Raw genomic sequence first — 25,607 nt, 5'->3', positions numbered from 1 at the left:
GTGATCGCATGACGACCGAGGCGCAGGCACTGGACGGCGTGCGCGAGCGCGTGCTCGAGGCCGCCTGCGAGCTGTTCGCCAACCGGGGCATCAACAGCACGGGGGTCGACCTCGTGTCGGAGGTGGCGGGCGTCTCCAAGCGCAGCCTCTACCAGCGCTTCCCCAGCAAGGACCACCTGATCGCGGCCTACCTGCCGCGCGCCACCGACCGCTTCCTGGACGGGCTCGTCCCCGCCGAGGACAGCGGCCTGTCAGCCGCCGGGAGGATCCTGGAGGTCTTCGCGGCCACCCAGCGCAAGTCGCACCAGCCCGACTTCCGCGGCTGCCCGGTGCTCAACGCCACCGCCGAGATCCCCGACGTCGGGCACCCGATGCGCGGCATCGCCGTGTCGTACAAGGACCGGCTCCAGGGCTACTTCCGGGCGCAGGCCGAGGCCGCGGGCGCGGCGGACCCCGAGCTGCTCGCCGAGCAGCTCGCCATGGTCTTCGACGGCGCGATGTCCTACGGCTCGGTCCGCGACCAGCCGCTGCCCGACAGCGTCCACGCCACCGCCCGCACCCTGCTGGCGGCCCAGGGCGTCGAGCTGCCCCAGTAGCCCCGGCTAGCCCAGGAAGACGTTCCGGCGCTGGGTCAGCAGGCGGTAGAGCGTCTGCTGGATCGTCTCCCGCACCTGGTCGGTGAGGTTGAACACCAGCATCGGGTCGTCGGCCGCGTGCTCGCCGAAGCCGTCGGTGTGGATGGGCTCGCCGAACTCGATGTACCACTTCGAGGGCAGCGGGATGGCGCCCAGCGGGCCCAGCAGCGGGAACAGCGGCGTGACCGGGAAGTAGGGGAAGCCGAAGAGGCGGGCCAGCGCCTTGATGTCGCCGATCATCGGGTAGATCTCCTCGGCTCCGACGATCGAGACCGGGATGATCGGGACGCCGGTGTTCAGCGCCGCCGAGACGAACCCGCCCCGGCCGAAGCGCTGGAGCTTGTAGCGGTCCTTGAACGGCTTGCCGATGCCCTTGAAGCCCTCCGGCCACACGCCGACCAGCTCGCCCGAGCGCAGCAGGCGCTCGGCGTCGGGGTTGCAGGCGAGGGTCTGGCCGGACTTCCTGGCCAGCGCGCCCAGGACCGGGGTCTTGAAGACCAGGTCGGCGCCGAGCATCCGAAGGTGGCGCTTGCCGGGGTGCTCGGAGCGGACCGCGAACGCGGTCATGGTCGCGTCGAGCGGGAGGGTGCCGGAGTGGTTGGCGACCAGCAGCGCGCCGCCCTCGGTCGGGATGTTGTGGACGCCGATCGTCTCGACGCGGAACCACTTCTCGTACAGCGGCTTCAACGGGGGCATCAGCACGTTGTCGGTGAGGTCGGCGTCGAAGCCGAACTCGTCGACGTGGTAGTCGCCCGCCATCCGCCTGCGGACGAAGTCCAGGAGCCCGCCTAGGCGCTCCTCCCACTCGGTGGGCTCCGGGGCGGCGGGTTCGGGGGCGACGGCGAGCGGTGGGTCCTCCTGCGCCGGTGGCTGCGGGACCGGACGCGGTCTGCGCGGCCTGGTCGGGGACTGGCCGTTCCGGTCAGCACCGTGCAACGGAATCACGCGTGCTCCTGCCACGGGGTCCATCTCCTCACTCAGCGGAACTAGCGGAGCCTGGCGGCGGCGTCGAGGAGCCCCCGCTCGACCGCCTCCACCCGCTCCGGGGCGATGAGGGGACGCAGACCGCGTCCGCTCACGTAGTCGTCGAACGCCTGCCGCGTGGTCCAGCGCGGCGTGAAGCCGAACTCGCTCCTGAGCAGGGTGGTGTCGACCACCCGGCCCCAGTTGAGGAACCTCATCTGGTCCGGCGAGAAGTCGACCAGCCGGGCGCTGCGGAAGAACCGCCCGACGCTCGGCACGGCGCCGCTGGGCACCGGCAGGGTCAGCCTGCCCGCACGGCGGATCGCCTGCGAGAGCAGCAGCACGCCCTCGCCACCGGCGTTGAACACGCCGGGCAGGTCGTGCATGGTGGCGCGCTCCAGGATCGCCAGCGCGTCCTCGGAGTGCAGCAGCTGCACGCGGGCGTCGTAGCCCATCACCGTCGGGACGACGGGCAGCGCGAAGTACCTGGTGAGCACCGTGTCGATGCGCGGGCCGATGAAGTTGGTGAACCGGAGCGTGGTGACGTCCACGTCCGGCCTGCGGCGCGAGAAGCCGCGGACGTAGCCCTCGACCTCCACGGCGTCCTTGGCGTACCCGCTGGAGGGCAGCTCCTTGGGGCTCATGCCCTCCGCGAAGACCGCGGGGTCGCGGGCGCTCGACCCGTAGACGGCGCTGGTCGACTTCACGACCAGCTTGCGCAGGTGCGGCGACTTCTGGCAGGCCGCCAGCAGCTGCATCGTGCCGATGACGTTCATTTCCTTCATGACCGTCCGGCCCGTCGGACCGGCCGGGTTGGCCGTGACCGACGCGTGCACGACGGTGTCCACGCCCGCCGTGGCGATCACCTTGGCGATCAGCGGGTTGCGGATGTCGGCGCGCACGAACTCCGCGCGGCCCATCCGGCGCAGCAGGTCGCGGGGTGGCGGCTCGGTGTCGACACCGAGCACGCGCTCGATGTCGGGGTTGGCGGCGAACCGCGCGGCGAGGTTGCCGCCGAGGAAGCGGCTCACTCCGGTGACGAGAACGACCTTGGGCGCCATGCGACTCCATGTCCAGGTGCTGCGACTGGTCGATGCTACAAGCCCCAAGAGGTGACGGCGCCATCTCGCTACGCCCTCTTGACGCAGGTCACGCAGGCTTTACCGGCTAATCACCCGTTCGGACCGGGGCCATCCCGCCAGTACTGCGCCCGCGCCCACCGACTGGGACGACGGGTCGTCCAAACACAACTGCCGCCGACCCCGGAGACCGGGATCGGCGGCAGTCGAGCGCTGATGAAGAACCCGCGCGTGGGCTACTTGCCGCGCTTGCGACGCTGAACGCGAGTCTTGCGAAGCAACTTGCGGTGCTTCTTCTTCGACATGCGCTTGCGGCGCTTCTTGATGACCGAGCCCATGCGGGTTCCTTAGCTACTAGACGTTGGTGGTTCTCCATGCTCCGGTGCTACCTACGGACGCGCGCCCGTCAAGCGGGCACGCCGACACCAGGCACGAACGGCTGCCCAGTTTACCCCGCGCCCCGCACCGGCCCGACCCCGAGGTCACCCGGCGTCGAAATAGGCGTTCTCGAGGTAGGCGTGCACCGCCTTCTCGGGCACCCGGAACGACTTGCCCACGCGTACCGCGGGCAGCTCTCCCGAGTGCACCAACCGGTACACCGTCATCTTCGAGACACGCATCATGGAGGCCACCTCGGCCACGGTCAGGAACTGCACCTGAACGAGGCTCGACCGATCGTTCTCCTTCGCAGGCATGCAATCACCGCGTCCTTCGACACGTGTCGTGCCGTCGGCTTCCCCACCGACGGTTCGACACGCACGTGCTGCTCCCGAGAGTAGCGGGACAGGTGGGGCTACTGCGACGTCCAAAGGCGCCCATCCCGGCCGGTCGGCCCAGCGGGCCCCTGCTCAGCCGTCCTGGTGGGCCTGCCCCAGCTCGGCCGAACGGTCGCGCGCGGCCTCGATCGCGGCCAGGAACGCGGCGCGCACGCCGTGCTTCTCGAGCTCGCGGATCGCCATGATCGTGGTGCCCGCCGGCGACGTGACGGCCTCGCGCAGGATCACCGGGTGCTGGTCGCCCTGCGCCAGCATCGTCGCCGCGCCGACCGCCGACTGGATGATCAGCTGCCCGGCCAGGTCGCGCGGGATGCCGAGCAGGATGCCCGCGTCGATCATCGCCTCGACGAGGTAGAAGAAGTACGCCGGGCCGGACCCCGACAGCGCCGTCACGGCGTCCTGCTGCGACTCCGGCACCCGCGCCACCCTGCCCACCGTGGACAGCAGCTCCTCGACCAGGTCCAGGTGCTCCGGGCCCGCGTGCCTCCCCGCCGAGATGGCGCTCATCGCCTCGCCCACGAGCATCGGCGTGTTCGGCATGACCCGCACCACCGCCGTGCCCTCCGGCAGCCTGCGTTCGAACAGGGCCGTCGGAAGGCCCGCGCACAGCGACACGACCAGCGCCCCCGGCCGGATCACCGGCGCCAGCTCGTCCAGCAGCGGCTCGATGTCCTGCGGCTTGACCGCCACCACCAGCACTTCGGCGCGCGCCGCGGCCACCGCGACGTCGACCGCCTCGGTCCCGTACTGCTTGGCCAGCTCCTCCGCGCGCTGCGGGTGCTTCTCGGTGAACAGCAGCTCATGTGCCTTGCGGCCACCCTGGAGCAGCCCCGACAGCAGGGCCTCCCCGATCTTGCCCGCGCCCAGCACGGCGATAGTCGTCATGCGGACAAGGGTGCCACTGGGCCACCACCGCACCGGCTCCAGTGGCGGCCACCGCTCATCCCGCCGGCGTCAGCGCCAGCTGCCGCGACTGGCAGATGAGCCTGCCCGCCGAGTCGACCACGACGGCGTCCTCGTCGAACCACTGCCCGTGCACGGCGCTGCACGACACCTGCACGCGCAGCCACCCCGGCGCCGGGTTGGCGCGCAGGAGGGCCGTGAGCTGGACGGTGGGCGACCAGCCGAACCGGCCGAGGTTGAACGTGACGGGCATGGAGATGTCGCCCGCGACGAGCGCGAAGTAGGGGTCGGGGCGTTCGCCCTTGGGGCGGACCCACAGCCGCAGCACGAGCGGGTCGCCGGTGCGGCCGGTGAGGAAGCCCGCGCCCTGCTGGTCGAGGCGGACGTCGCAGACGGCACCGAGCTTGTAGACGCCGCCGGACTCCATCGTGCTCAGGTCGATGGAGTCGGCGGGCGGTTCGGCCGGGATGGACGGCAGGTCCGCGTAGTCCGGGGTCTGGTCCGGGAGGTGCCCGACGGTGACGACCGACTCGACGCAGCTGCGGCCGCGCTGCTCGATCGTGGCCGACACGACCGTCGCGGTGCGGCCGGACTTGCGGATCTCGGTGCGGAGCAGCACCGGACCCACTTCGGGAGCCCGCAGGAACTGGGAGCTGACGGCGAGGGGGGCCAGGCCCTCGGTACCGGGAACGGCGTCGGTCGCCGTCCTCGTCGCGGCGCGGGCGGCGAGCACGAGCAGGAAACCGCCGTGCGGCTTTGGACCGACGGTCCACTCCGCGGGCAGGCTGGCCGTGTAGGTCCCGTCACCGAGCGAACGCACTGCACTGGCGGCCGTGAACGTGGGCACCGAGCTCCTCGTACGAGTTGTCATGAGCGGCTGACCAGCGACCGCAGGAAGAAGGTGACGTTGGCCGGGCGCTCCGCCAGCCTCCGCATCAGGTACCCGTACCACTGCTCGCCGTAAGGCACGTACACGCGGACCACGTTCCCCTCCGAGGCTAGCCGTCGCTGCTCGGCGGGGCGGATCCCGTAAAGCATCTGGTACTCGAAGCTACCGGGCTTCCGGTCGTGCCAGCGCGCCCGTTCGCCGATCACGTCGACCAGCCTCGGGTCGTGCGTGGCGAACATCGGGAACCCGTCGCCCGCGAGGAGCGCGTTGGCGCAGCGGACGTAGTTCAGGTCGACCTCGTGCGGGTCGTCGTAGGCGACGCCGTCGGGTTCGGCGTAGGCGCCCTTGCACAGCCGCACGCGGGAGCCCGCGAGCTCGCGGCAGTCGTCCAGGGTGCGGCGCAGGTAGGCCTGGAGCACGGCGCCCACCCACGGCCAGCTGCGGCGGAGCTCGGCGAGCACGCGCAGCGTGGAGTCCGTGGTGGTGTGGTCCTCCATGTCCAGCGTGACCGTGGTGCCGCACTGCTCGGCGGCCGCGCAGATCCGGGACGCGTTGGTGAGCGCGAGGTTCTCCCCGAGGGCCTGGCCGACGGCGGACAGCTTCACGCTGACCTCGGCCCTGCCCGCCAGCCCGACGGCGTGCAGCCGGTCGAGCAGCTCCAGGTAGCTGCGCACGGTGCTCTCGGCCCGCGCGCGGTCGGTGGTGTCCTCGCCGAGGTAGTCCAGCGTGACGGTGAGGCCGTCGGCGACCAGCGACTTCGTCACGTCGACGGCCTCGGCGGTCGACTCGCCCGCGACGAACCGGCGCACGACGTCGCGGCTGACAGGGGCCGACGCCACGAGTCCGCGGACGGCGTCGTTGCCCGCCGCCGCGAGGATCAAGGAGCGCAACGGGTTCACGCGGCTGACCTTACGTGGTCAGGGGCACTCAGCGCGCGGCTTGCCAGTCCAGGTGGAGTCGCGCGAACACCAGCGACTCGGCGAGCATCCGCGACCGGTCGGCGGCGCCGCGGGCGCGCCTGGTGTTGATCTCCAGGACGACCTGGCCGGTGAACCCGGACCGGGCGAGGCCCTCGCACACCGCGGCGCACGGCTGGGTGCCGCGGCCGGGGACCATGTGCTCGTCCTTGGCCGCGCCGCTGCCGTCGGCGAGGTGGACGTGGGTGAGCCCGTCGCCCATGCGCTTGGCCAGCTCGACGGCGTCCACGCCCGCGGCCGCGGTGTGCGACAGGTCGAGCGTGTAGTGCCGGTGGCCGACGTCGGTGGGGTCGATGGACGGGGCGAACGCGGTCACCTGCACGGAGCGGCCGCGGCCGAGCGCGCGCCGGACCGGGAACATGTTCTCCACGGCGATGTCGACGCCGCTCGCGTCCTCCAGCGACTCGACGAGCTCGGCGAACCCGTCGGCGTAGCGGCGCTGCCAGCGGAACGGCGGGTGCACGACGACCGTGGGCGCGCCCAGGTCGGCCGCGGCCTCGACGCTGCGGCGCAGCCGTTCGACCGGGTCCGGGGACCACACCCGCTGGGTGATCAGCAGGCACGGGGCGTGCACGGCCAGCACCGGGACGCCGGTGCGGCCGCTGAGCCGTTCCAGGGCGCGGACGTCCTGGCTGGTGGGGTCGGCCCACACCATGACCTCGACGCCGTCGTAGCCGAGCTCGGCCGCCAGCTCGAACGCGGCGCCCGCAGGCTGCGGCCAGACCGATGCGGTGGACAGCCCGACCGGGATGTTCCCGGTCAAGACTTCACCAGCAGCATCGCCGCTGGTGAGACCGTCACGATCAGCCCGACGAGCACGGCGAGCAGGGTGGTCTGCAGGTCGTCGGCCTTGCGGATCTTGCGGACCAGCAGCACCAGGCCGACGGTGACGCCGAGCGCCAGCACCAGCGCGGCCGCCGGGAGCGCGCGCCACAGGAAGTTGAAGCCGAGCCAGAGGACCGCGCCGCCGAGCACGCCGACCGCGAGCTGGCCGATCATGACCAGCCACTCCTTGACCGGGGAGCGCTCGACCTCCTCGAAGTCCTCGTCGTCCTCGTCCACGTCCGCGAGGCCCGCCGGGCCCTCGGTGGGGTCGAAGCCGTCGACGGAGTAGTTGTCCGAGTAGTCGTCGACGTACGGGCCGGGGTGGGCGGCGGTGTTCTCCTGCTCGGCGAACTCGTCGTCGTCGCCGAACCACTCCTCCGGCCGCGCGTCCGGCAGCGGTTCGGGCAGCTTCGCCGGTGCCGGGGGCAGCAGGGGCACGGACTGGGTGACCTGGGTGTCGTCCAGACCGGGCTGGGCCGGGACGCGCGGGATGAGGTCGGTCATCGCCTCGCGCACCGGCGGCTGCGGCGGCGGGCCCATGGGCGGGCGCGCCAGGTTCGGCCGGGACGGGTCGGGCTTGGGCGGGTTGCCCCGCGACAGGTCCGGCTTCGGCAGGTTGTTGCGCGACGGCGGGTCGGTCTTGAGCAGGTTGGCCCGCGACGACTCCGGCTTGGGGATGGCGGTCCGCGACGGGTCCGACTTCGGCAACGAGTACTCGTCGACGATCGGCGGGACCTGCCTGGTCTCCTCGGCCGGGTCGACCGGCGGCACCCCCGGACGGCGCGCCTCGGGGCGGCGCGGCTCGGACCTCGGCTGGTCGGCCTTGTGCGGGTCGAGGCGCGACAGGTCCGGGCGCGAGAGGTCGGACCTGGACGGGTCGAGCCGGGACAGGTCGGGTCGCGACAGGTCCGGCCGGGACAGGTCGGCGCGCGCGGGCTCCGGACGGCTGGGGCGCGGCGGCTCCGCCCTCGGCGGCGCGGCCTTGGGCGGCTCGACGCGCGGCGGGGCGGCCTTGGGCGGCGTCACCCTCGGCGGCGGCTCGGTCCGGCGCAGGTCGGTCTGGGACGGCTCCGGCCGCACCGGGGCCGCGTACTGCGTGCGGTCCGGGTCGGTGTCCGGCTTGGCCCGGCGCCCCGAACGGGTCGGCGGCGGCTCGACGGCGGGGTCGACGGCCTTCATCTGGCCGCTGTCGGAGTTGACCCGCTCGATGATCGCCTGCGGGCCGGTGTCGGTCGTGTCCTCCGCGCGCCGTCGTCGTCGGCGCGGCGGCGCGTCGCCCGCGCTGGCGCCGTACTGGGCCAGCAGCTCAGCGACCGTGCGCTGGGTCTGCTCGGACTCGCTCTCTCGACTCATCAACTCCACCGTGCTCCGTGCTGGCCTGAACGTCCAGTGTCACCCGGCTGCCGGCCTGGAGCCGTCGGCGCGGTCTGTTCCGAGCCGTTAGTGTGGTCCAACCTCCGAAGGATGACACCTTCCCGCAGGGCCCAGGGGCAAATCTCGAGCTGCGTGAGTGACAGTGCTCGCATGGTGGCGTCGGCCACCAGCGCGCCCGCGACCAGCTGGTGGGCGCGGCTGGAGCTCACGCCCTCCAGCCCGGCGAGGTCGCCCGCGGACATCCGGGAGATGAACGCGATCAGCTGCCGCAGCCCGGCGTCGGTGAGGACGCGCTTGGCCCTCGGCCCGGCCGAGGACGGCGCGGCACCCGTCAGCCGGGCGAGCGTTCGGAAGGTCTTCGACGTGGCGACCACACGATCAGGTGTACCCGAACGGCGTAGCTCCTTCGCCACCGAGGCCAGTTGATCATCGAGCCATTCGGTGGTATCGCGGATCTCCGCGCGGCTCGGCGGGTCCTTGCGGAACCGGGTCCTGGTGAGCCTGCCCGCGCCCAGCGGCACCGAGAACGCCTGCTCGGCGTCCTCGTCCACGCCGACCGCGAGTTCCAGCGAGCCACCGCCGATGTCCAGGCACAGCAGCCTGCCCGCCGACCAGCCGTACCAGCGGCGCACCGCGAGGAACGTGTAGCGGGCCTCGTCGTCACCGGTGAGGACCTTCAGGTCCACGCCGGTCTCGTTGCGCACCCGCTCCAGCACCTCGGCCGAGTTCCCCGCGTCGCGCACCGCGGACGTGGCGAAGGCCATCAGGTCCTCGCACTCCATCCGCAGGGCCGCCGCCTTGGACGCGGCGACGGTCCGGATCAGGTGGTCGGCACCGGCCCTGGTGAGCTGGCCGTCGGCGTCGAGCTGCTCGGCCAGCCGGAGCACGGACTTCTCCGAGCTCATCGGCGTCGGGTGGGCACCCCTGTGGGCGTCCACCACGAGCAGGTGGACGGTGTTCGACCCCACATCGAGGACCCCGAGGCGCACGCGGTGCACCGTACCCGGTCGGCCGGGTCAGGACTCGAACTTGTATCCGAGACCCCGGACCGTCACGAGGTGCTTGGGAGCCGACGGATCGGGTTCGATCTTGGACCGCAGGCGTTTGACGTGCACGTCCAGCGTCTTCGTGTCGCCGACGTAGTCCGCGCCCCACACCCGGTCGATCAGCTGGCCCCTGGTGAGGACGCGGCCGACGTTGCGCAGCAGGTACTCCAGGAGGTCGAACTCCTTGAGCGGCAGCGCGACCTCGACGCCCTCGACCGTGACGACGTGCCGCTCGACGTCCATCCGGACCGGCCCCGCCTCCAGCACCTGCGGCAACAGCTCCTCGGACTCGCCGCCGCGGCGGAGCACCGCGCGGATGCGGGCGATCAGCTCGCGGGCCGAGTAGGGCTTGGTCACGTAGTCGTCGGCACCCAGCTCCAGCCCCACGACCTTGTCGATCTCGCTGTCCCGCGCAGTGACCATGATCACCGGGACGGCGGAGCGCTGGCGGAGCTGCTTGCACACGTCGGTGCCGCTCATGCCCGGCAGCATCAGGTCGAGCAGCACGATGTCGGCGCCGTTGCGGTCGAACTCCTCGAGCGCCTCCTGCCCGGTCGCGGCGAGGGCGGCGGTGAAGCCCTCCTTGCGGAGCAGGAAGGCGAGCGGATCGGCGAAGGACTCCTCGTCCTCCACGATGAGCACCCTGGTCACAGCTCTCCTCCATGCGTTGTTGCGAGTTCCTGCTCCGGCAGGGGCGGGACCCGTGGCTCCACCTGGTCGAGGTGGACGGGAATGCGGAGGGTGAACGTGGAGCCGGTACCGGGCAGGCTCCACAGCTTCACGTCGCCGCCGTGGTTGAGCGCGACGTGCTTCACGATGGCCAGGCCGAGCCCGGTGCCGCCGGTGGCGCGCGACCGGGCCCGGTCGACGCGGTAGAAGCGCTCGAACACGCGGGTCTGCTGGTCCTCGGCGATGCCGATGCCGCGGTCGGTCACGGCGATCTCCACGAACCCCGCGACGAGCCTGCGGCTGATCGACACCGGACTGCCCGGCGGCGAGTAGGCGACAGCGTTGTCAAGGAGGTTGCTCAGGGCCGTGACCAGCAGCATCCGGTCGCCCTCGACGACGAGGCCGCCGGGTTCGTCGCTGCTGATCTCGATGCCGGAGGACTCGGCGGCCAGCCGCGACCGGCCCAGCGCCTCGGACACCACGGTGTCGACCTCGACGGGCGTCAGCTCGGGCAGCTTCTCGGCGCCCTGCAGCCGCGACAGCGCGATCAGCTCGGTCACCAGCGTGCCCAGCCTGGTGGCCTCCTGCATGATCTTCGCGCTGAACCTGCGGACCTGCTCCTCGTCGTCCACGGCGTCCAGGACGGCCTCGGCCAGCAGTGCGAGCGCCCCCACGGGCGTCTTCAGCTCGTGGCTGACGTTGGCCACGAAGTCGCGCCGGGTCGCCTCCAGCCGGACGGACTCCGACTCGTCGGAGGCGTCCACGACGGTGAAGCTCTCGACCAGCACCTTGACCCGCGCGTGCACGGCCTCCGGCTGGCGGCCCTTGACCTCCAGCGGCGACAGGTCGACGTGCACCTCCTCGCCGTCGCGCCGGACCAGCTCGGCGGCGCGGCGGGCCCGGTCGTCGGCGCGGTTGTTGCGCACCACCCCGAGCTCCTCGGCGCGGGCGTTGTGCAGCACCACGTCGCCGAAGCCGTTGAGGACGGCGATGCCGTCGTGGGAGGACTGGACGACCATCGCCATGAGGTCCGCGACCGTCAGTCCAGGGGCGGTCGACACCTGCTTCCGAGCGGTGGCGCGGCCGATGAGGAAGGCCGCGCCACCGATCAGCACGAGGCCGACCACCAGCGCGAGGTAACCCGTTGCGGTCACGTCCGAATGGTAAGCAGGTCAGGGCGGTCGCGGCCTAGGGCGCAGGGGCCAACCGTGACTCCCGCGACACCCCCCGGAGCGCTTGTTCTTCGCCCGTCCAGCCGGTGTTCACCCAGTCGTGTCCATCCGGCGTTCAGAACGCGGCGAGGTCCTCTTCGGACAGCTGCAACCCACCGGCCGCGAGGTTCTCCTCCAGGTGCCCGACCGAGGACGTGCCGGGGATCAGCAGGATGTTCGGCGACCGGTGCAGCAGCCACGCCAGCGCGACCTGGCGCGAGGTCGCGCCGTGCCGCCGGGCGACCACCTCCAGGTGCTCCAGGTCGAGCGGCTGGAACCCGCCGAGCGGGAAGAACGGCACGAAGGCGATGTCCTGCTCGGCGGTGGAGTCGACCAGCGCGTCGTCGTCGCGGTGGGCCAGGTTGTACTGGTTCTGGACGCACACCACGGGCGCCACGGTCTGCGCCTCGGCCAGCTGCGCGGCGGTGACGTTGCTGACGCCGATGTGCTTGATCAGGCCCTGCTCGCGCAGCTCGGCGAGGGCGGTCATGCCTGCCGTGACGTCGTCGTCGGACATGATGCGCAGGTTCACCACGTCGATCACGTCGACCGCGAGCCGCTTGAGGTTGTCGTGCACCGCCGAGCGCAGCTCGTCGGGGCTGTTCGCGGGCAGCCACGCCCCCGTGTCGTCGCGCCGGGCGCCGACCTTGGTGACCAGCACCAGGTCGTCCGGGTACGGGTGCAGCGCCTCGCGGATGAGGTCGTTCACGACGTAGGGGCCGTAGTAGTCGCTGGTGTCGATGTGGTCCACGCCCAGCTCGACCGCGCGGCGCAGCACGGCGCGCGCCTGGTCGGCGTCGGCGGGCGGGCCGAACACGCCGGGCCCCGCGAGCTGCATGGCGCCGTAGCCGATCCGCTTCACGTTGAGTTCCATGCGCCAAGGGTGACCGCAACCTGCCACGCCCCGCACGTCGTGGCCACAAGCTGCCATGCTCGTGGCATGGACCTGATCGAGGTGGTGCACGGCGAACGCGAGCTGTTCGAGCGCGCCGGACACCTGTTCGACGTCGACGAGATGGCGTGCGCGGCGAACACGCTCTTCACGTGGTGGAGCACGAACGCGGAGGCGCCGAAGAACCCGAGGCGGCTCAAGCGGCTGCGCAAGATGTTCCGGCTCAGCGCGATGCTCGACCCGTCGTGGTCGCAACGGGCCCACGTGATGGCCGAGCAGGGGGCGGAGGTCCGGGTGTCCCCGGACGACCTCAACGAGACGCTGCTGCTCGGCGACCGGTTCGTGATCATGGCGGGCGACATGTCGCACGGCGAGAGGTCCTACAGCGTCATCTCGGCCCCGCAGGCCGTGCAGGGCATCCACGCCCTCTACGAGGCCGCGTGGCGGGCCGCCAGCCCCCTGGAGGTGCACGACGCGTCCATGGTGGAGCTGCGGCCGTTGACGCCCGGCATCCTCACGGCGCTGAACGACGGCCTGACCGACGAGGCGGCGGCACGGGCGCTGGGGCTGTCCCTGCGCACGTACCGCCGCCGCGTGGCCGAGCTGATGGCCGCCATGGGCGCCACGTCCCGCTTCCAGGCGGGGTCGCGGGCCCGTGAGCTGGGCCTGGTCTAGCGGCCCTGGTTGGCGACGGCCTTGATGGCGTCGGCGGCCGCGTCGGGGTCGAGGTAGGTGCCGCCGACCTTGAGGGGCTGGAGGGCCTCGTCGAGGTCGTAGCGCAGCGGGATGCCGGTCGGGATGTTCAGGCCCGCGATGTCGTCGTCGGAGATCCCGTCGAGGTGCTTCACCAGCGCGCGCAGCGAGTTGCCGTGCGCCGTGACCAGCACGGTCTTGCCCGCGCGCAGGTCCGGCACGATGGAGGACTCCCAGTACGGGATCATCCGCTTCACCACGTCGAGCAGGCACTCGGTCAGCGGCAGGTCGGGGCCGAGGTCCGCGTAGCGCGGGTCTGCGTCCTGGCTGAACTCGGTGCCGGGCTCGATGGGCGGCGGCGGGGTGTCGTAGGAGCGGCGCCAGAGCATGAACTGCTCCTCGCCGAACTCCTCGAGGGTCTGCTTCTTGTTCTTGCCCTGCAAGGCGCCGTAGTGCCGCTCGTTGAGCCGCCAGTCGCGCTTGACCGGGATCCAGTGCCGGTCGGCGGCGTCGAGGGCGAGGTTCGCCGTCATGATCGCCCGGCGCAGCAGCGAGGTGTGCAGGACCTCGGGCAGCACACCGGCCGCCTTCAGCAGCTCTCCGCCGCGCTTGGCCTCGGCCACCCCCTTCTCCGACAGGGGCACGTCCACCCAGCCGGTGAACAGGTTCTCGGCGTTCCACACGCTCTCGCCGTGGCGGAGCAGGACCAGGGTTCCCACAGACATGCGCCCAACCCTAAGGGGTGGCGCCGCACCCGCGAGCGGAGCGAGTGCGGCGCCACACCGGTCAGACCTCGGCGACCACGACCTCCTCGGCCGTGGCCCGGCCGCGCAGGGGCACCTGCTTGATGAACAGCGCCACCACGATGCCCACCGCGGCCACGCAGCCCGCGACCGTGAACAGGGTCGTGACGCCGTCGGTCACGGCCGTCTGGAAGACGTGCTGCGCCTGCGGGGGCAGGGCCTTGAGGACGGCGGGCGTCATCTGGTTGGCCTCGCCGGGCAGTGCCGCGCCGCCGCCGGACAGTGAGTCGGTGAGCGAGCTGGTGTAGAGCGCGCCCAGCAGGGACACGCCGAGCGAGCTGCCCATGTTGCGCAGGAACGTCGACGCGCCGGTGCCCGCGCCGATGTCGCGCAGCTCGATGCTGTTCTGCGCGATCAGCGTGGAGGTCTGCATCAGGCAGCCCATGCCCGCACCGAGCAGGACCATGTAGAACGCCGTGGTGGTCTTGGTGGTGTCGACGTCGATGGTGGCGAACAGGCCGAGCGACAGGGCGATCAGCGTGCTGCCGACGATGGGGAAAACCTTGTAGTGGCCGGTCTTGCCGATGATCGTGCCGCTGGCGAGCGACACCGCCATGGCGGCGATCATCATCGGCATCAGCAGCAGGCCGCTGTTGGTGGCCGACGAGCCCTGGACGAACTGCTGGAACTGCGGCAGGAACGTCACGGCGCCGAACATCGCGAAGCCCGAGATGAACGCGAGGCCGCCGGAGAGGTTGAAGTTGAGGTTGGTGAACACGCGCAGCGGCATGATCGGCTCGGCGACCCGGCGCTGCACGACCACGAACGCGACGAACGCGGCCAGCGTCAGCACGACCAGACCGATGATCGTCGGCGAGGACCAGTCGTACTCCGTGCCGCCCCAGCTCGTGATCAGCACCAGCGACGTGATCCACACGGTCAGCAGGCCCGCGCCCAGCCAGTCGATCTTCGCCCTGCCGGTGCCGCGCGGCAGCTTGGCCAGGGTGAACCAGCAGACGACCAGCGCGATCGCACCCAGCGGCAGGTTGACGTAGAACGCCCACCGCCACGAGAAGTTGTCCGTGATGAAGCCGCCCGCGAGCGGTCCGCCGATCATCGCGACCGGCATGACGGCCATCATCAGGCCCATGTACTTGCTGCGCTCGCGCGGCGGGATCATCTCGCCGACGATCGACAGCACGCCCACCATCAGGCCGCCCGCGCCGAGGCCCTGCATGGCGCGGAACGCGATCAGCTCGCCCATGTTCTGCGACATCCCGGCCAGCGCCGAGCCCGCCAGGAACACCACCACGGACGAGATGAACGTGATCCGGCGGCCGAACAGGTCGCCGAGCTTGCCCCAGATCGGGGTGGACGCCGTGGACGCCAGCACGTAGCCCGTCGTCACCCACGCGAGGTGGCTCAGGCCGCCGAGGTCTCCGACGATCGTGGGCAGCGCGGGCGCCACGATCATGTTGTCGAGCATGGCCAGCAGCATCGCGATGACCAGACCGCTCATCGTGACCATGATCTGCCGGTGGGTGAACTGGGCCGGGGATCCGGTCCCGGCCACCGGGGTGGCTTCTGTCGTCATCGTGCGGTCCTTCACGGGATGCTCAACTTACTTACCGGTCGGTCAGAGAGTACTTACTGACCGGCAGGTAAGCAACCGCTATGCTCGACATGGGCAAAACGGACGGACCGAAGGCAGGCGCATGACCCAGCGACGAAAGACGGGCGACGACCGCCGTGCGGAGATCCGCCGCGTGGCACTGGAGCTCTTCACCGTCCACGGCTACGAGGCAACCTCGATGCGCGAGATCGCCGAACGGCTCGACATCACCAAGGCCGCGCTCTACTACCACTTCGACAGCAAGGAAGCGATCGTCCGCAGCCTGTTCGAGGAACGGCTGGCGACGCTCGACGCGCTCATCGAGTGGGCCGAGGCCCGGCCGCACAGCCCCGAGCGCACCGCGCGCATCGCCGCGGGCTGGTTCTCCCTCGTCGTCGAGGGCGGTCTCGGCTTCGCCCGCTTCGCCCTCGCCAACCAGGCCGCCCTGCGCGACCTCATGCCGCACAAGGGCGGCGGCGGCGGTCTCGACCGCATGCAGAAGGTCTCCGCCCTCATGGCGGGCCCGGACACGCCACCGCTGGAGCTGCTGAAGATCCGCATGGCCCTGATGAGCGCCAACCTGGCCGTCATGGGCTCGCACAACCTCGACCTCACCGACGAGGAGATCATCCGCGCCGCCGCCGAGACCGCGGGCCTGCTCGCCCCCGGCCTGGCCGCCGCGATCACGCCCTCCTGACGTCCACTTCGGACGGTGCGGAGGCGTCAGCGCTCCCCTTGCGGGACAAGGGGTTCCACACCTCGGCGCGGACCTACGGGCTCCGGGTGAGGTTGTCGACGATCAGACCGAGCGTGAAGTCGAAGCGCTCGTGGCCGGTGCCGGAGGTCAGCTCGGCGGCGTAGCGCCTGGTCTGCGGGAAGCGGTCGGCGGGCAGCGCGGCGAACCGGCTGACGAGCTCCTCGCGGCCGACCACCCAGTCGTCCTCCACCTGGCGGCGCCGCTGCGCCACCAGGGAGATCTCCAGCGCGTAGGCGCTGACGTAGAGCGAGAGGGCGTCGATCGCCCAGGCCGCCTTCCGGGGCTCGACGCCGCCCGCGAGCAGGATGGCCAGCATCCCCTCGTTGACGCGCAGCACGTCGAGGTTGGTGGAGAACATCGCCAGCGCTGCCTGGGAGACGCCGGGGTACTCCAGGTACTGGTCGCGGATCTGGGCGCAGACGTCGAAGATCTGCTCGCGCCACGTCGCGGGGTCGGGTTCGGGCAGCACCAGCCGGGTGCAGAGCCTGCCGATGACCAGCTCGTCGACGTCGGCCTTGTTGACCACGTGCGCGTACAGCGAGGCGGGGCCCGTGTCGAGCACGGCGGCGACGCTGCGCATCGTCAGGGCGTCGTAGCCCTGGGTGGCGACGACCTCCAGCGCGGCGTCGGTGATCCGGTCGACGGTGATCGGCTCCTTCCGGCGCGGCTGCCGCGCCGGGGTGGCGACCGGCTGGGCGTGCCGGGCAGCGCGGCGCTGTCTCGGGTCGGCTGGCATGCGGATGAGCGTACCTTGACACGAACGTCATTCGATGCGTAGAACTTTGTTCGTGAGTATCGAACATAGTTCGCTGACTGCTCCTCCCCTCCGAAGCGCCTGGCTCGTGCTCCTGGTGGTCGTCGTCGCCGACGTCATGGACGTGGTCGACTCGACCATCGCCACCCTCGCGGGCCCGTCGATCCGGGCCGACCTCGGCGGCGCGGACAGCACCGTGCAGTGGGTGCTCACCGCCTACACCGCGGCGTTCGCCATCGGCCTGGTCACGTCCGGACGGCTGGGCGACCTGTTCGGCCGGCGCAGGCTGTTCCTGCTGGGCATGACCGGTTTCACGCTCGCCTCGCTGGCCTGCGGCCTGGCGCCCGGCGTCGGTTTCCTGATCGCCGCCCGCGTCCTGCAAGGGCTGTTCGGGTCCGTGATGATCCCGCAGGGCTTCGCGATGGTCGCCTTCGTCTTCCCGCCCCAGGAGCTGCGCAAGGCCCTCATCCCGTTTGGCCCCGTCATGGGCCTCGCGACGGTGGCGGGTCCGATCGCCGCGGGCTGGCTGCTGCACCTCGACCTGTTCGGCGCCCAGTGGCGCTCGATCTTCCTGGTCAACGTGCCGATCGGCCTCGCGGCCCTGCCCCTCGGCCTGCGCTACCTGCCGCACCGCACCGGCGAGGACAGGACGACCCGCCTCGACCTGCGCGGCGTCGCCCTGCTCACGCTCGCCTCAGCCCTGCTGATCATCCCCCTGGTCCAGGGCCGCGAGCTCGGCTGGCCGCCGTGGACCCACCTGTCCATCGCGGGCGCGGTCGCCACCCTGGCCCTGTTCGTCTCCTCCGAACGCCGCAGCCCCCACCCGGTGATCGCCCCCACCCTGTTCACCAGGCGCGGCTTCGTCGTCGGCCTGGCCGTCGTCGCGTGCTTCTACGCCTCGTCGAGCGGTTTCCAGCTGGCCCTCACCCTGCTCCTGCAACTGGGCCTGCACTGGACCCCGCTGCACACCAGCCTCACCCTCATCCCCTGGGCGCTCGGCAGCGCCGTGGCCGTCGTCCTGGCAGGTGCCGTGCTCACCCGCAAGCTCGGCCGCACCACCCTCCACCTCGGCCTCGGCCTGACCGTCCTCGGCCTGCTCGCCCTCTGGTGGACCATCTCCGCCCCGCCCACCACCTCCACCACCCTCGCCCCGGCCCTGCTGGTCACCGGCTTCGGCACCGGCCTGGTCTTCGTCCCCCTCTTCGACTTCGTCCTCGGCGACGCCACCACCGACGAGATCGGCACCGGCTCGGGCATGCTCAACGCCGTCCAGCAGTTCTCCGCCGCCATCGGCGTGGCCGCACTCGGCACCGTCTTCTTCACCAGCGCCGACCACGCCACCACCACCTACGCGACCGAGCTGGTCATCGCCCTCGCCGCCACCCTGTGCCTGCTCACCTTCGCCCTGGTCTGGCTGCTGCCGAAACACGCCCAGCGCGCGGAAGCGTGACCTCGGGGGGATCTACTTCCCGGTCGGGTGAAAGCCCAGGTCACCCTGTCAGCCAATTGAGCATCGGTTTCTGACGAAAAAGCTACTCAGAGCAACACGGCGGGGGAAGCGCGGGGCGGTCCGGGAGAGAGGGGGAGTCACAACTCGGACCACCCCGCGTTGGTTCCCCGCTAGAGCGGACATCGGGCGGGGGGAGCCCGGAAGTCCAGCGGGCCGCGGTTCGACGGGGGGTTTGCGAACCGCGAGGTTCCCTGCGGGGCTCGTGGAGTGCGTGGGAGCCGAGCCGCGCAGGCCCTGTCAACTTCGCAGATCCGGCCCGGCGTCCACAAGGTCAACCACTACTCCATTCGAGTGCTATTGGTCTCCGTCGGTAACGTCTTGCTACGCCTTGACCTGTGGTGTGGGGTGACACACGATGACGCGATCACGGTGCAACGACCGACCGAATGAGGCCGCCGCATGATCTTCCGCAGTCCGTTCCCCGACGTAGTGGTCCCGGACGTCTCCTTGCACGAGCTGTTGTTCGCGGACGTCGCCGAGCGCGCCGACCGCGTGGCGCTCATCGACGGCACCTCCGGCGCCGAGATGACCTACGGGCAGCTCGCGGGCGCGATCGACAGGCTCGCCGCCGCTCTCGCCGAGAGGGGGATCGGCAAGGGCGACGTGGTGGGCATCCTCAGCCCCAACACGCCGTACTACGCGGTCGTCTTCCACGGCATCCTGCGCGCGGGCGCCACCGCCACCACGATCAACGCGCTCTACACCGCGAACGAGGTGGCCAGCCAGCTCGCCGACGCGGGCGCCAAGATGCTCTTCACCGTCTCGGTGCTGCTGCCCAACGGCCTGCCCGCGGCCCAGCAGGTGGGTCTCACCGACGACGACGTCGTCGTGCTCGACGGCGCCGAGGGCCACCCGTCCCTCACGACGCTGCTCGCGAGCACCGGCCCCGTGCCGGAGGTGGTGATCGACCCGGCCGAGGACGTCGCCGTGCTGCCCTACTCCTCGGGCACCACCGGCAAGGCCAAGGGCGTGATGCTCACCCACCGCAACCTCGTGGCGAACATCGTCCAGTCCACGCCGATCATCAACATCGGCGGCGACACCCGCATCCTGGCCGTCCTGCCGTTCTTCCACATCTACGGCATGCAGGTCCTGATGAACAACGGCCTCTCCGTCGGCGCCACCGTCGTCACCATGCCCCGCTTCGACCTCCCCGAGTTCCTGCGGGTCATCGCCGAGCACCGCACCGACCGCGTCTACATCGCCCCGCCGGTCGCCGTCGCACTGGCCAAGCACCCCCTGGTCGACCAGTTCGACCTCTCCGCCATCGACACCATCTTCTCCGGCGCCGCCCCCCTCGACGTCGACCTCGCGGCCGCGGTCCGCAAACGCCTGGGCTGCAAGGTCCTCCAGGGCTACGGCATGACCGAGATGAGCCCTGTCAGCCACGCCATCCCCGAGGGCCGCGACGACATCTCCGTCGGCACCGTCGGCGTCATCTACCCCAACATGGAGAACCGCTTCGTCGACCCCGCCACCGGCGAGGACGTCGGCGTCGGCGAACGCGGCGAGCTGTGGTGCCGCGGCCCCAACGTCATGAAGGGCTACCTCAACAACGAGGAAGCCACCTCCGCCACCCTCGACGCCGACGGCTTCCTGCACACCGGCGACGTCGCCGTCATCGACGCCGACGGTGTCGTCAGCATCGTCGACAGGGTCAAGGAGCTCATCAAGTACAAGGGCTACCAGGTCCCACCGGCCGAACTCGAAGCCGTCCTCCTGACCCACCCCCAGATCGCCGACGCCGCCGTCGTCGGCGTCCTCGACGCCGACGGCGAAGAAGTCCCGAAAGCCTTCGTCGTCCGCCAAGCCAACGCCGACGACCTCGACGCCGCCGGCGTGATGACCTTCGTCGCCGACCGCGTCGCCCCGCACAAGAAGGTGCGCGTCGTCGAGTTCATCGAAGCCATCCCTAAGTCCGCCGCCGGCAAGATCCTGCGCAAGGACCTCCGGGCGCGGGAGAAGGCGGACTCGTAGCTATTGGGCGGTGCTGGTCGAGGCCCCGTTGAGGGTCTGACCAAGCAGAACAAGCCAACGGCGGTCGGACCGCCAATGCCACCGTCTGCCCCTGACTGCGGCACTTCGCCACCAGGGCCCCCGGCAAGATCATCGCCGGGGGCCCTTTCATGCGCTCTACCGGGCGAAGCCGAGGCTGTGGTGTGCAGCGCAACCGGTCAAGTGAGGTCAAGGTGTTGGAGCGCCTACCTCCAGTTCGGCGCTGAACGTGTCCCCTCACGTCCGCAGTGGTTGCACCTGCACCGTCACGTTCCCCGACAACACGACGACCACCAGGACCACAGCGCAAACCGCTGTCACCGCGGCCGACAACGCCGTCATGACCCGCAAGGAATTCGACATGTGCCCTCTGTAGCCGATGCTGCGGAACGCCATGGGCGTCTTGGTCGAGATTGGTGCAACCGTGCTCACAAGCGACTGCGTGTTTCCCAATACTCCTGCCCTGATCACCACGGAAAGGCCCCCGACAAGATCCCCCGCCGGGGGCCTTTCCCGTGCGGTCACTCAGACGACGGAACGGCGGCCGGCGTCTTCGTGGTGCGGCGGCGCTTGCGGAGGGCCCAGAGGGCGGCGCCGAGCAGGCCGAGGACGGCGGCGAAGGGGAGGACGGCGCCGATGACGACGACGATGACGCGGAACGCCTTGACGAGGGCGGACCAGCCGGAGGCTAGGGCGCTGAGGAAGCCGATGTCCTCCTCGGCGGGCTTGGCGGTGGTTTCCTTGCGGATGGTCACGGAGATGGTGGACAGCGCTACCTGGCCCTTGAGCGTGTCGTGCCTGCGCTGCAACGACTCCAGCTCGCTCTGCCGCCTGGTCAGCTCGCCCTCGATCTGGGTGATCTCCGACGTGGTGGCGGCCCGGTCCAGCAGGGCGCGCACGCGGTCGACGCTGGCGCGTTGGGTGGCGAGGCGGGATTCGACGTCGACGACCTGTTCGGTCACGTCCTCGGACTTCACGGACCGGTTGACCAGCGTGGTGCCGTCGATCTCGCCGATGCCCTTGAGCAGCGCGTCCATCCGGTCGGCAGGCACGCGCAGCGTGACCGATCCGCTGGAGGAGTTGGAGTTCTCGACGCTGACGAAGCCGCTTTCGCGCTGGGCGAGCTCCTTGACCTTCGCCAGCACCGCCTCGACGTCCTCGCCGCGGAGGCTGACGTCGGCGGTGCGGACGAGCTGGCGGTCGGGTGATGGTGTGCCCGCTGGTTGGGCCTCGTTCTGCCGCTGGTCGGGTGCGGCCTCCTTGGCGCCGGGTGTGCTGTTGCCCTGCGCGGGAGCGGGGACGGGGGCGATGGCCGGTGCGGCCACGTCCGCGCCCCCGCTGGAGCTCTTGCTCTCGGTGCCGGAGCACCCGGCCAGCGCCATGACCGCCAGCGCGGTCACCACGAGCGTGCGTCTACCCATGTCAGATCCCCTCCAGTCGCCCCGCGTTCAGGGGGTAGACGGAAGGGCGCGGGCACCCAGTTGCGCCCGCCTGGTCACGATCAGGCCTCGTTCACCAGGTGCCTGAACGCCTGGAGGTTGGCCAGCGACTCGCCGCGCGAGACCCGCCAGTCCCACTCGCGCTGGATGGCGCCCGCGAACCCGATCTCCAGCAGCGTGTTGAAGTCGCCGTCGGCGGCCTCGACGACCTGGCCGAGCACGCGGTCCAGCTCGTCGGCCGTCACGGCGGCCAGGCCGATCCGGCCGACCAGGTAGATGTCGCCCTCGGTGTCGACGGTGTAGTGCACGCCGTAGAGCTTCGCGTTGCGGCGCAGCAGGAACCGGTACACGGCCTCGTGCGCCTCGTCGGGCTTGCGGCAGACGAACGCCTCCACGAGCAGCGCGTGGCGGCCCGCGACCAGCCAGCAGTTGGTCTGGAGCTTCTTGGTCCCCGGCAGGGTCACGAAGAACTTGCCGGGCTCCTTGTGCTCGTAGGCGAGCTCCCGTTCGTCCAACGTGGACTGGATGACCTCGTCGATCACCGGTGGACCTCCCGCTGGAACGCCTTGCGCGCGTCGGAGTACGCGGCCAACAGGGTGTCGGTCGTGCGTTCCCAGGAGAATCCTCGCGCGTGGCCGACCGCGTTGCCCGCCAGGCGGGCGCGCAGCTCCGGGTCCAGCGCCACGTGGGCCAGCGCCCGCGCCCACTCCGCGGGGTCGTGCCCGTCGACCAGGAAGCCGGAGAAGCCGTGCCGCACGGCCACCGGGAGGCCGCCGACGGAGGCCGCGACGACGGGGGTGCCGCACGCCTGCGCCTCCAGGGCCACCAGTCCGAACGACTCGTTGTAGCTGGGCACCGCGACCACGTCGGCCGCCCGGTACACCTCGGCCAGGTCGCCGCCGGCCAGCGGCAGCAGGAACCGCACCACGTCGGTGATGCCCAGCTCGTCGGCGAGCCGCTGCAACGCCCTCGGCTCCTCGAGCCCGGTGCCCGACGGTCCGCCGACCACGAGCACCACCAGCCGCGAGCGCAGCGACGGGTCGCGCGCCAGCAGCTCGGCGGCGGCGCGCAGCAGCACGTCGGGCGCCTTCAACGGCTGGATGCGGCCGACGAACGCGAGCACGACCTGGTCCGGCCGCAGGTCCAGCGAGGCGCGGGCGGCGGTGCGGTCGCCGGGGGTGAACGTCTCCAGGTCGACGCCCGGCGGGATGGTCAGCACCTTCTCCGGGGCCGCGTCGTAGAGCCCGACCAGCTCGACGGCCTCGACGTCGGTGTTCGCGACGAGCCGGTCGGCCTCCTCGACCACCTGCTCCTCGCCGATCACCCGCATCCGCGGCTCCGGGGTGTCGCCGTCGGCCAGCGCGGCGTTCTTGACCTTGGCCAGGGTGTGCGCGGTGTGCACCAGCGGCACGCCCCAGCGTTCACGGGCGAGCCAGCCGACCTGGCCGGACAGCCAGTAGTGCGAGTGGATCGCGTCGTAGTAGCCGGGCTCGTGGCGGGCCTCCGCGCGCAGCACGCCCGCAGTGAACGCGCACAGCTGGCCGGGCAGCTCCTCCTTGCCGAGGCCTTCGAACGGGCCCGCGACGACGTGCCGGACCTTGATGCCGGGCGCCATCTCGACCACCGGCGGCAGCCCGGAGCTGGTGGCCCTGGTGAAGATCTCCACGTCCACGCCGAGCGCGGCCATCCGGGTGGCGGTCTGCACGATGTAGACGTTCATGCCGCCCGCGTCGCCGGTGCCGGGCTGCTCCAGCGGCGAGGTGTGCACCGAGAGCACCGCGATCCGCTTCACCCGGCCACCTCCGCGAGCCGGGCGACCGTCGAGAGGGCGGCGGCGAACTCCGCCGGGCGCTCCAGGAACGGCAGGTGCGCGGTGTCGGGCAGCAGCACCAGGCGGGCGCCGGGGATCGCGGCCGCGTTGTGCTCGGCGGCCGACGGCGCGACCACGCCGTCGTCGAGGCCGTGCAGCACCACCGCGGGCACGTCCACGGCGGCCAGCACGTCGGTGTTGTCGACGTCCCGGTCGAACAGGGCGGCGCGCACCGCGGGCGACACCCGCAGCGCGGCCCCGGTCAGCCGCTCAATGGTTTCCGCGGGCAGCGAGGGGGCCATGGCGGCGCAGAACACGGCCAGCGCGGCGTCGTCGGCGAGGGCGGCGGGCACGGCCGCGCGCATCACCGGCCCGATCCGGCCGCCCGCCCGGCCACGGCCGATCCCGGTGATCGCGCCGACAAGGACGAGCCCTCGGACCCGGGACGTCCCGTGCACCCGCAGGTAGTCCGTGACCACGAGGCCGCCGTAGGACCAGCCGACCAGCACCGCGGGACGGCCCACGTGGGCCAGCACCGCCGCCAGGTCGTCCGCCCACGCCGTCGGGTCGCCGTAGCCGTCCGCGGGCTCCTCGGAGTCGCCGTGACCGCGGAGGTCGACCGCGAACGTCCGGAACCCGTCGACCGCGGCCCACGCCGCACCGGACTGGGCCCAGCCGTGCACCAGCACCACCGCGGGCCCGTCGGCCGGACCCGCCTCGTGGACCGCCAGCCGGACACCGCGCGCGGTGTGGATAGTTTTCTGCACGACGGGATCAACACCGGATCCCGTCGAAGACTTCCCGCTCAGGCGGCCGACATGGTCTGCCACTGGGCCCACGGGATCTGCCAGTCGTACCAGTCGTACTTCGCGGGCAGCGTGGTGATGGAGCCCACGACCTCGACCGGGTCGCCGATCATCGCGGTGTCGTAGTAGGCCTTCGCGTCCGCCTCGGTGAGGTTCGCGCAGCCGTGCGAGGTGTTGTTCTTGCCGATGTTCGCGGCGTTGTCGTTGTTCTCGTGGATGAACTCACCGTGGTTGGAGAACCGCACGGCCCACTTCTTCAGCACGTTGGTGTAGCCGTACTGCGGGTTGTCGAAGCTCCACTGGTCGTCCTTCTGCATGACGATGAAGGTGCCGTTGGGAGTGGTCAGCTCGGGGTCCTCGTCGCGGCCGAAGCTCGCCGGGTAGCTGGCGACGGTCTGGCCGTCGCGCTGCACCACGAGCTGGTGCGACGGGGTGTCGATCTTCACGACCTGGTTGCGGCCGATGGTGAAGTCGCTGGTCACGTCGGACGCGCCGTACGCGCCGCCGCCGTAGGCGACCCCGTAGAGCTTGGCCTCGACGTGCACCTTGGCGCCCGCGGGCCAGTAGGCCTCGGGGCGGTAGTGCACCTCCTGGTCGCCCAGCCAGGCCCAGGAGCCCTTCACGTTGGCGCTGTTCGTCACGGTCAGCGCCTTCTGCACGGTGGCGCGGTCGGTCACCGGGGCGTCGAACTTGACCATGATGGGGATGGCCACGCCCATCGTCTGGTCGTCGGTCGGGAACAGCGTGCCGCGGATCTGCGAGGCGGGCGCGACCGTGGAGAAACCGCCCTTGAGCTCGGCGGTCTTGCCGTCCGTGCCGGTCGCCTTGCCGCTGTAGGTGTACGACTTCCCGTAGCCCAGCGGCTCGGTGGTCGACCACGACTTCTTGTCGTCGGCCAGCTTGCCCGCGACGGGCTTGCCCTCCGGGTTGCTGACCGCGACCTCGTCGATCGTGCCGTCGGAGACCGTGACGTTGACCGGCACGTTCACCGGGGCGTCCTTGGCGTCCGCGGCGGGGACGGCGGTGAACTTCGCGATGGAGGCCTGCTCCTGCGGCGAACCCCCGGCACCCTCGGGGCTCGCCTTGCCCGCCTCGGTGCTGGAGCACCCGGCGAGCAGTGCCGCACCCAGCAGGAACGCGGTCACGGCCCGAAGCTTCGTCCGCACGATCGACCTCCAAAGCCTCGCTGAAATGTCCCCCACGAACGAAAGACGTCCCGGCACGGCCGAAGTGCCCACCGGGTGGTGGT

26 protein-coding genes are annotated in these 25,607 nt (G+C 71.2%); 5 read left to right on the top strand and 21 right to left on the bottom strand.

Going from position 1 to position 25,607, the window contains the following annotated elements; translation table 11 throughout:
• The first annotated feature begins 8 nt into the window (after window positions 1-8).
• Window positions 9-596: a TetR/AcrR family transcriptional regulator gene (locus CLV43_RS10870; RefSeq protein WP_106186988.1), complete on the top strand. Its 588-nt coding sequence runs from the start codon at window positions 9-11 to the stop codon at window positions 594-596.
• Between the two features lie 6 nt (window positions 597-602).
• Here CLV43_RS10870 and CLV43_RS10865 read toward each other — a convergent pair whose 3' ends face one another.
• The 13 genes from CLV43_RS10865 to CLV43_RS10805 form a co-directional block, all read right to left on the bottom strand.
• The gene (locus tag CLV43_RS10865; protein ID WP_106186987.1) at window positions 603-1,604 is read right to left on the bottom strand and encodes a lysophospholipid acyltransferase family protein; all 1,002 of its coding nucleotides are present in this window, start codon (window positions 1,602-1,604) and stop codon (window positions 603-605) included.
• Window positions 1,605-1,621: 17 nt separating this feature from the next.
• Window positions 1,622-2,659: an NAD-dependent epimerase/dehydratase family protein gene (locus CLV43_RS10860; protein ID WP_106186986.1), complete on the bottom strand. Its 1,038-nt coding sequence runs from the start codon at window positions 2,657-2,659 to the stop codon at window positions 1,622-1,624.
• Between the two features lie 254 nt (window positions 2,660-2,913).
• Window positions 2,914-3,015 (bottom strand): 30S ribosomal protein bS22, encoded by a 102-nt coding sequence (locus tag CLV43_RS10855; RefSeq protein ID WP_015105422.1) that lies wholly within the window; start codon window positions 3,013-3,015, stop codon window positions 2,914-2,916.
• Window positions 3,016-3,159: 144 nt separating this feature from the next.
• Complete coding sequence (locus CLV43_RS10850) at window positions 3,160-3,372, bottom strand: helix-turn-helix domain-containing protein (protein WP_106186985.1); 213 nt, start codon at window positions 3,370-3,372, stop codon at window positions 3,160-3,162.
• 153 nt (window positions 3,373-3,525) lie between these two features.
• On the bottom strand, window positions 3,526-4,338 hold the full coding sequence (proC, locus tag CLV43_RS10845; protein WP_106186984.1) for a pyrroline-5-carboxylate reductase: 813 nt from the start codon (window positions 4,336-4,338) through the stop codon (window positions 3,526-3,528).
• Window positions 4,339-4,393: 55 nt separating this feature from the next.
• Window positions 4,394-5,203: a thioesterase family protein gene (locus CLV43_RS10840; protein ID WP_425445740.1), complete on the bottom strand. Its 810-nt coding sequence runs from the start codon at window positions 5,201-5,203 to the stop codon at window positions 4,394-4,396.
• A 20-nt stretch (window positions 5,204-5,223) separates the two neighbouring features.
• Entirely contained in the window at window positions 5,224-6,144 is a 921-nt protein-coding gene (locus CLV43_RS10835; RefSeq protein WP_106186982.1) for a proline dehydrogenase family protein, read from the bottom strand.
• 28 nt (window positions 6,145-6,172) lie between these two features.
• Window positions 6,173-6,985, bottom strand: a complete 813-nt coding sequence (locus CLV43_RS10830) for a sugar phosphate isomerase/epimerase family protein (protein WP_106186981.1) — start codon at window positions 6,983-6,985, stop codon at window positions 6,173-6,175.
• Window positions 6,982-8,400 (bottom strand): hypothetical protein, encoded by a 1,419-nt coding sequence (locus CLV43_RS48435; protein WP_211304323.1) that lies wholly within the window; start codon window positions 8,398-8,400, stop codon window positions 6,982-6,984. Before CLV43_RS48435 ends, CLV43_RS10830 begins: the two co-directional genes overlap by 4 nt.
• Entirely contained in the window at window positions 8,400-9,410 is a 1,011-nt protein-coding gene (locus CLV43_RS10820) for a Ppx/GppA phosphatase family protein (protein ID WP_106187532.1), read from the bottom strand. Before CLV43_RS10820 ends, CLV43_RS48435 begins: the two co-directional genes overlap by 1 nt.
• Window positions 9,411-9,437: 27 nt before the next feature.
• Window positions 9,438-10,118 carry a response regulator transcription factor gene (locus tag CLV43_RS10815; protein WP_106186980.1) on the bottom strand — a complete coding sequence of 227 codons (681 nt, stop codon included), beginning with the start codon at window positions 10,116-10,118 and terminating at the stop codon, window positions 9,438-9,440.
• Window positions 10,115-11,290, bottom strand: a complete 1,176-nt coding sequence (locus tag CLV43_RS10810; protein ID WP_106186979.1) for a sensor histidine kinase — start codon at window positions 11,288-11,290, stop codon at window positions 10,115-10,117. Before CLV43_RS10810 ends, CLV43_RS10815 begins: the two co-directional genes overlap by 4 nt.
• 133 nt (window positions 11,291-11,423) lie before the next feature.
• Window positions 11,424-12,221, bottom strand: a complete 798-nt coding sequence (locus CLV43_RS10805; protein ID WP_106186978.1) for an oxidoreductase — start codon at window positions 12,219-12,221, stop codon at window positions 11,424-11,426.
• A 66-nt stretch (window positions 12,222-12,287) separates the two neighbouring features.
• Between CLV43_RS10805 and CLV43_RS10800 the strand changes: the two genes are divergently transcribed.
• Window positions 12,288-12,914 (top strand): helix-turn-helix transcriptional regulator, encoded by a 627-nt coding sequence (locus CLV43_RS10800; RefSeq protein WP_106186977.1) that lies wholly within the window; start codon window positions 12,288-12,290, stop codon window positions 12,912-12,914.
• Here the strand turns inward: CLV43_RS10800 and CLV43_RS10795 are convergent.
• Both CLV43_RS10795 and CLV43_RS10790 read right to left on the bottom strand, forming a co-directional pair.
• Window positions 12,911-13,657 (bottom strand): phosphoglyceromutase, encoded by a 747-nt coding sequence (locus tag CLV43_RS10795; protein WP_106186976.1) that lies wholly within the window; start codon window positions 13,655-13,657, stop codon window positions 12,911-12,913. The genes CLV43_RS10800 and CLV43_RS10795 overlap by 4 nt on opposite strands.
• Window positions 13,658-13,718: 61 nt before the next feature.
• A complete protein-coding gene (locus tag CLV43_RS10790; protein WP_106187531.1) occupies window positions 13,719-15,269 on the bottom strand; it encodes an MDR family MFS transporter in 1,551 nt (516 codons plus the stop codon).
• A gap of 121 nt (window positions 15,270-15,390) precedes the next feature.
• On the opposite strand from CLV43_RS10790, the gene CLV43_RS10785 reads away from it, so the two are divergent.
• Window positions 15,391-15,984: a TetR/AcrR family transcriptional regulator gene (locus CLV43_RS10785; RefSeq protein ID WP_106186975.1), complete on the top strand. Its 594-nt coding sequence runs from the start codon at window positions 15,391-15,393 to the stop codon at window positions 15,982-15,984.
• Between the two features lie 73 nt (window positions 15,985-16,057).
• Here CLV43_RS10785 and CLV43_RS10780 read toward each other — a convergent pair whose 3' ends face one another.
• On the bottom strand, window positions 16,058-16,780 hold the full coding sequence (locus tag CLV43_RS10780) for a TetR/AcrR family transcriptional regulator (protein WP_106186974.1): 723 nt from the start codon (window positions 16,778-16,780) through the stop codon (window positions 16,058-16,060).
• 52 nt (window positions 16,781-16,832) lie between these two features.
• On the opposite strand from CLV43_RS10780, the gene CLV43_RS10775 reads away from it, so the two are divergent.
• Window positions 16,833-18,248 (top strand): MFS transporter, encoded by a 1,416-nt coding sequence (locus tag CLV43_RS10775; protein ID WP_245886279.1) that lies wholly within the window; start codon window positions 16,833-16,835, stop codon window positions 18,246-18,248.
• A gap of 459 nt (window positions 18,249-18,707) precedes the next feature.
• Entirely contained in the window at window positions 18,708-20,285 is a 1,578-nt protein-coding gene (locus CLV43_RS10770) for a 4-coumarate--CoA ligase family protein (RefSeq protein ID WP_106186972.1), read from the top strand.
• Between the two features lie 539 nt (window positions 20,286-20,824).
• Here CLV43_RS10770 and CLV43_RS10765 read toward each other — a convergent pair.
• From CLV43_RS10765 to CLV43_RS10745, 5 genes are all read right to left on the bottom strand, one after another.
• The gene (locus CLV43_RS10765) at window positions 20,825-21,724 is read right to left on the bottom strand and encodes a DUF4349 domain-containing protein (RefSeq protein WP_106186971.1); all 900 of its coding nucleotides are present in this window, start codon (window positions 21,722-21,724) and stop codon (window positions 20,825-20,827) included.
• An 80-nt stretch (window positions 21,725-21,804) separates the two neighbouring features.
• On the bottom strand, window positions 21,805-22,284 hold the full coding sequence (locus CLV43_RS10760) for a type III secretion system chaperone family protein (protein WP_106186970.1): 480 nt from the start codon (window positions 22,282-22,284) through the stop codon (window positions 21,805-21,807).
• Entirely contained in the window at window positions 22,281-23,534 is a 1,254-nt protein-coding gene (mshA, locus tag CLV43_RS10755; RefSeq protein WP_211304322.1) for a D-inositol-3-phosphate glycosyltransferase, read from the bottom strand. The genes CLV43_RS10760 and mshA overlap by 4 nt, the downstream gene beginning before the upstream one ends.
• Window positions 23,531-24,319, bottom strand: a complete 789-nt coding sequence (locus tag CLV43_RS10750; RefSeq protein WP_106186969.1) for an alpha/beta fold hydrolase — start codon at window positions 24,317-24,319, stop codon at window positions 23,531-23,533. Before CLV43_RS10750 ends, mshA begins: the two co-directional genes overlap by 4 nt.
• 38 nt (window positions 24,320-24,357) lie before the next feature.
• The gene (locus tag CLV43_RS10745; protein WP_170155833.1) at window positions 24,358-25,527 is read right to left on the bottom strand and encodes a L,D-transpeptidase; all 1,170 of its coding nucleotides are present in this window, start codon (window positions 25,525-25,527) and stop codon (window positions 24,358-24,360) included.
• Window positions 25,528-25,607: the final 80 nt, after the last annotated feature.

The organism is Umezawaea tangerina, from assembly GCF_003002815.1.
Classification (GTDB): domain Bacteria; phylum Actinomycetota; class Actinomycetes; order Mycobacteriales; family Pseudonocardiaceae; genus Umezawaea; species Umezawaea tangerina.
Note: the sequence above shows the minus strand (reverse complement) of the source record. Positions and strands in the feature narration are given on the sequence as shown.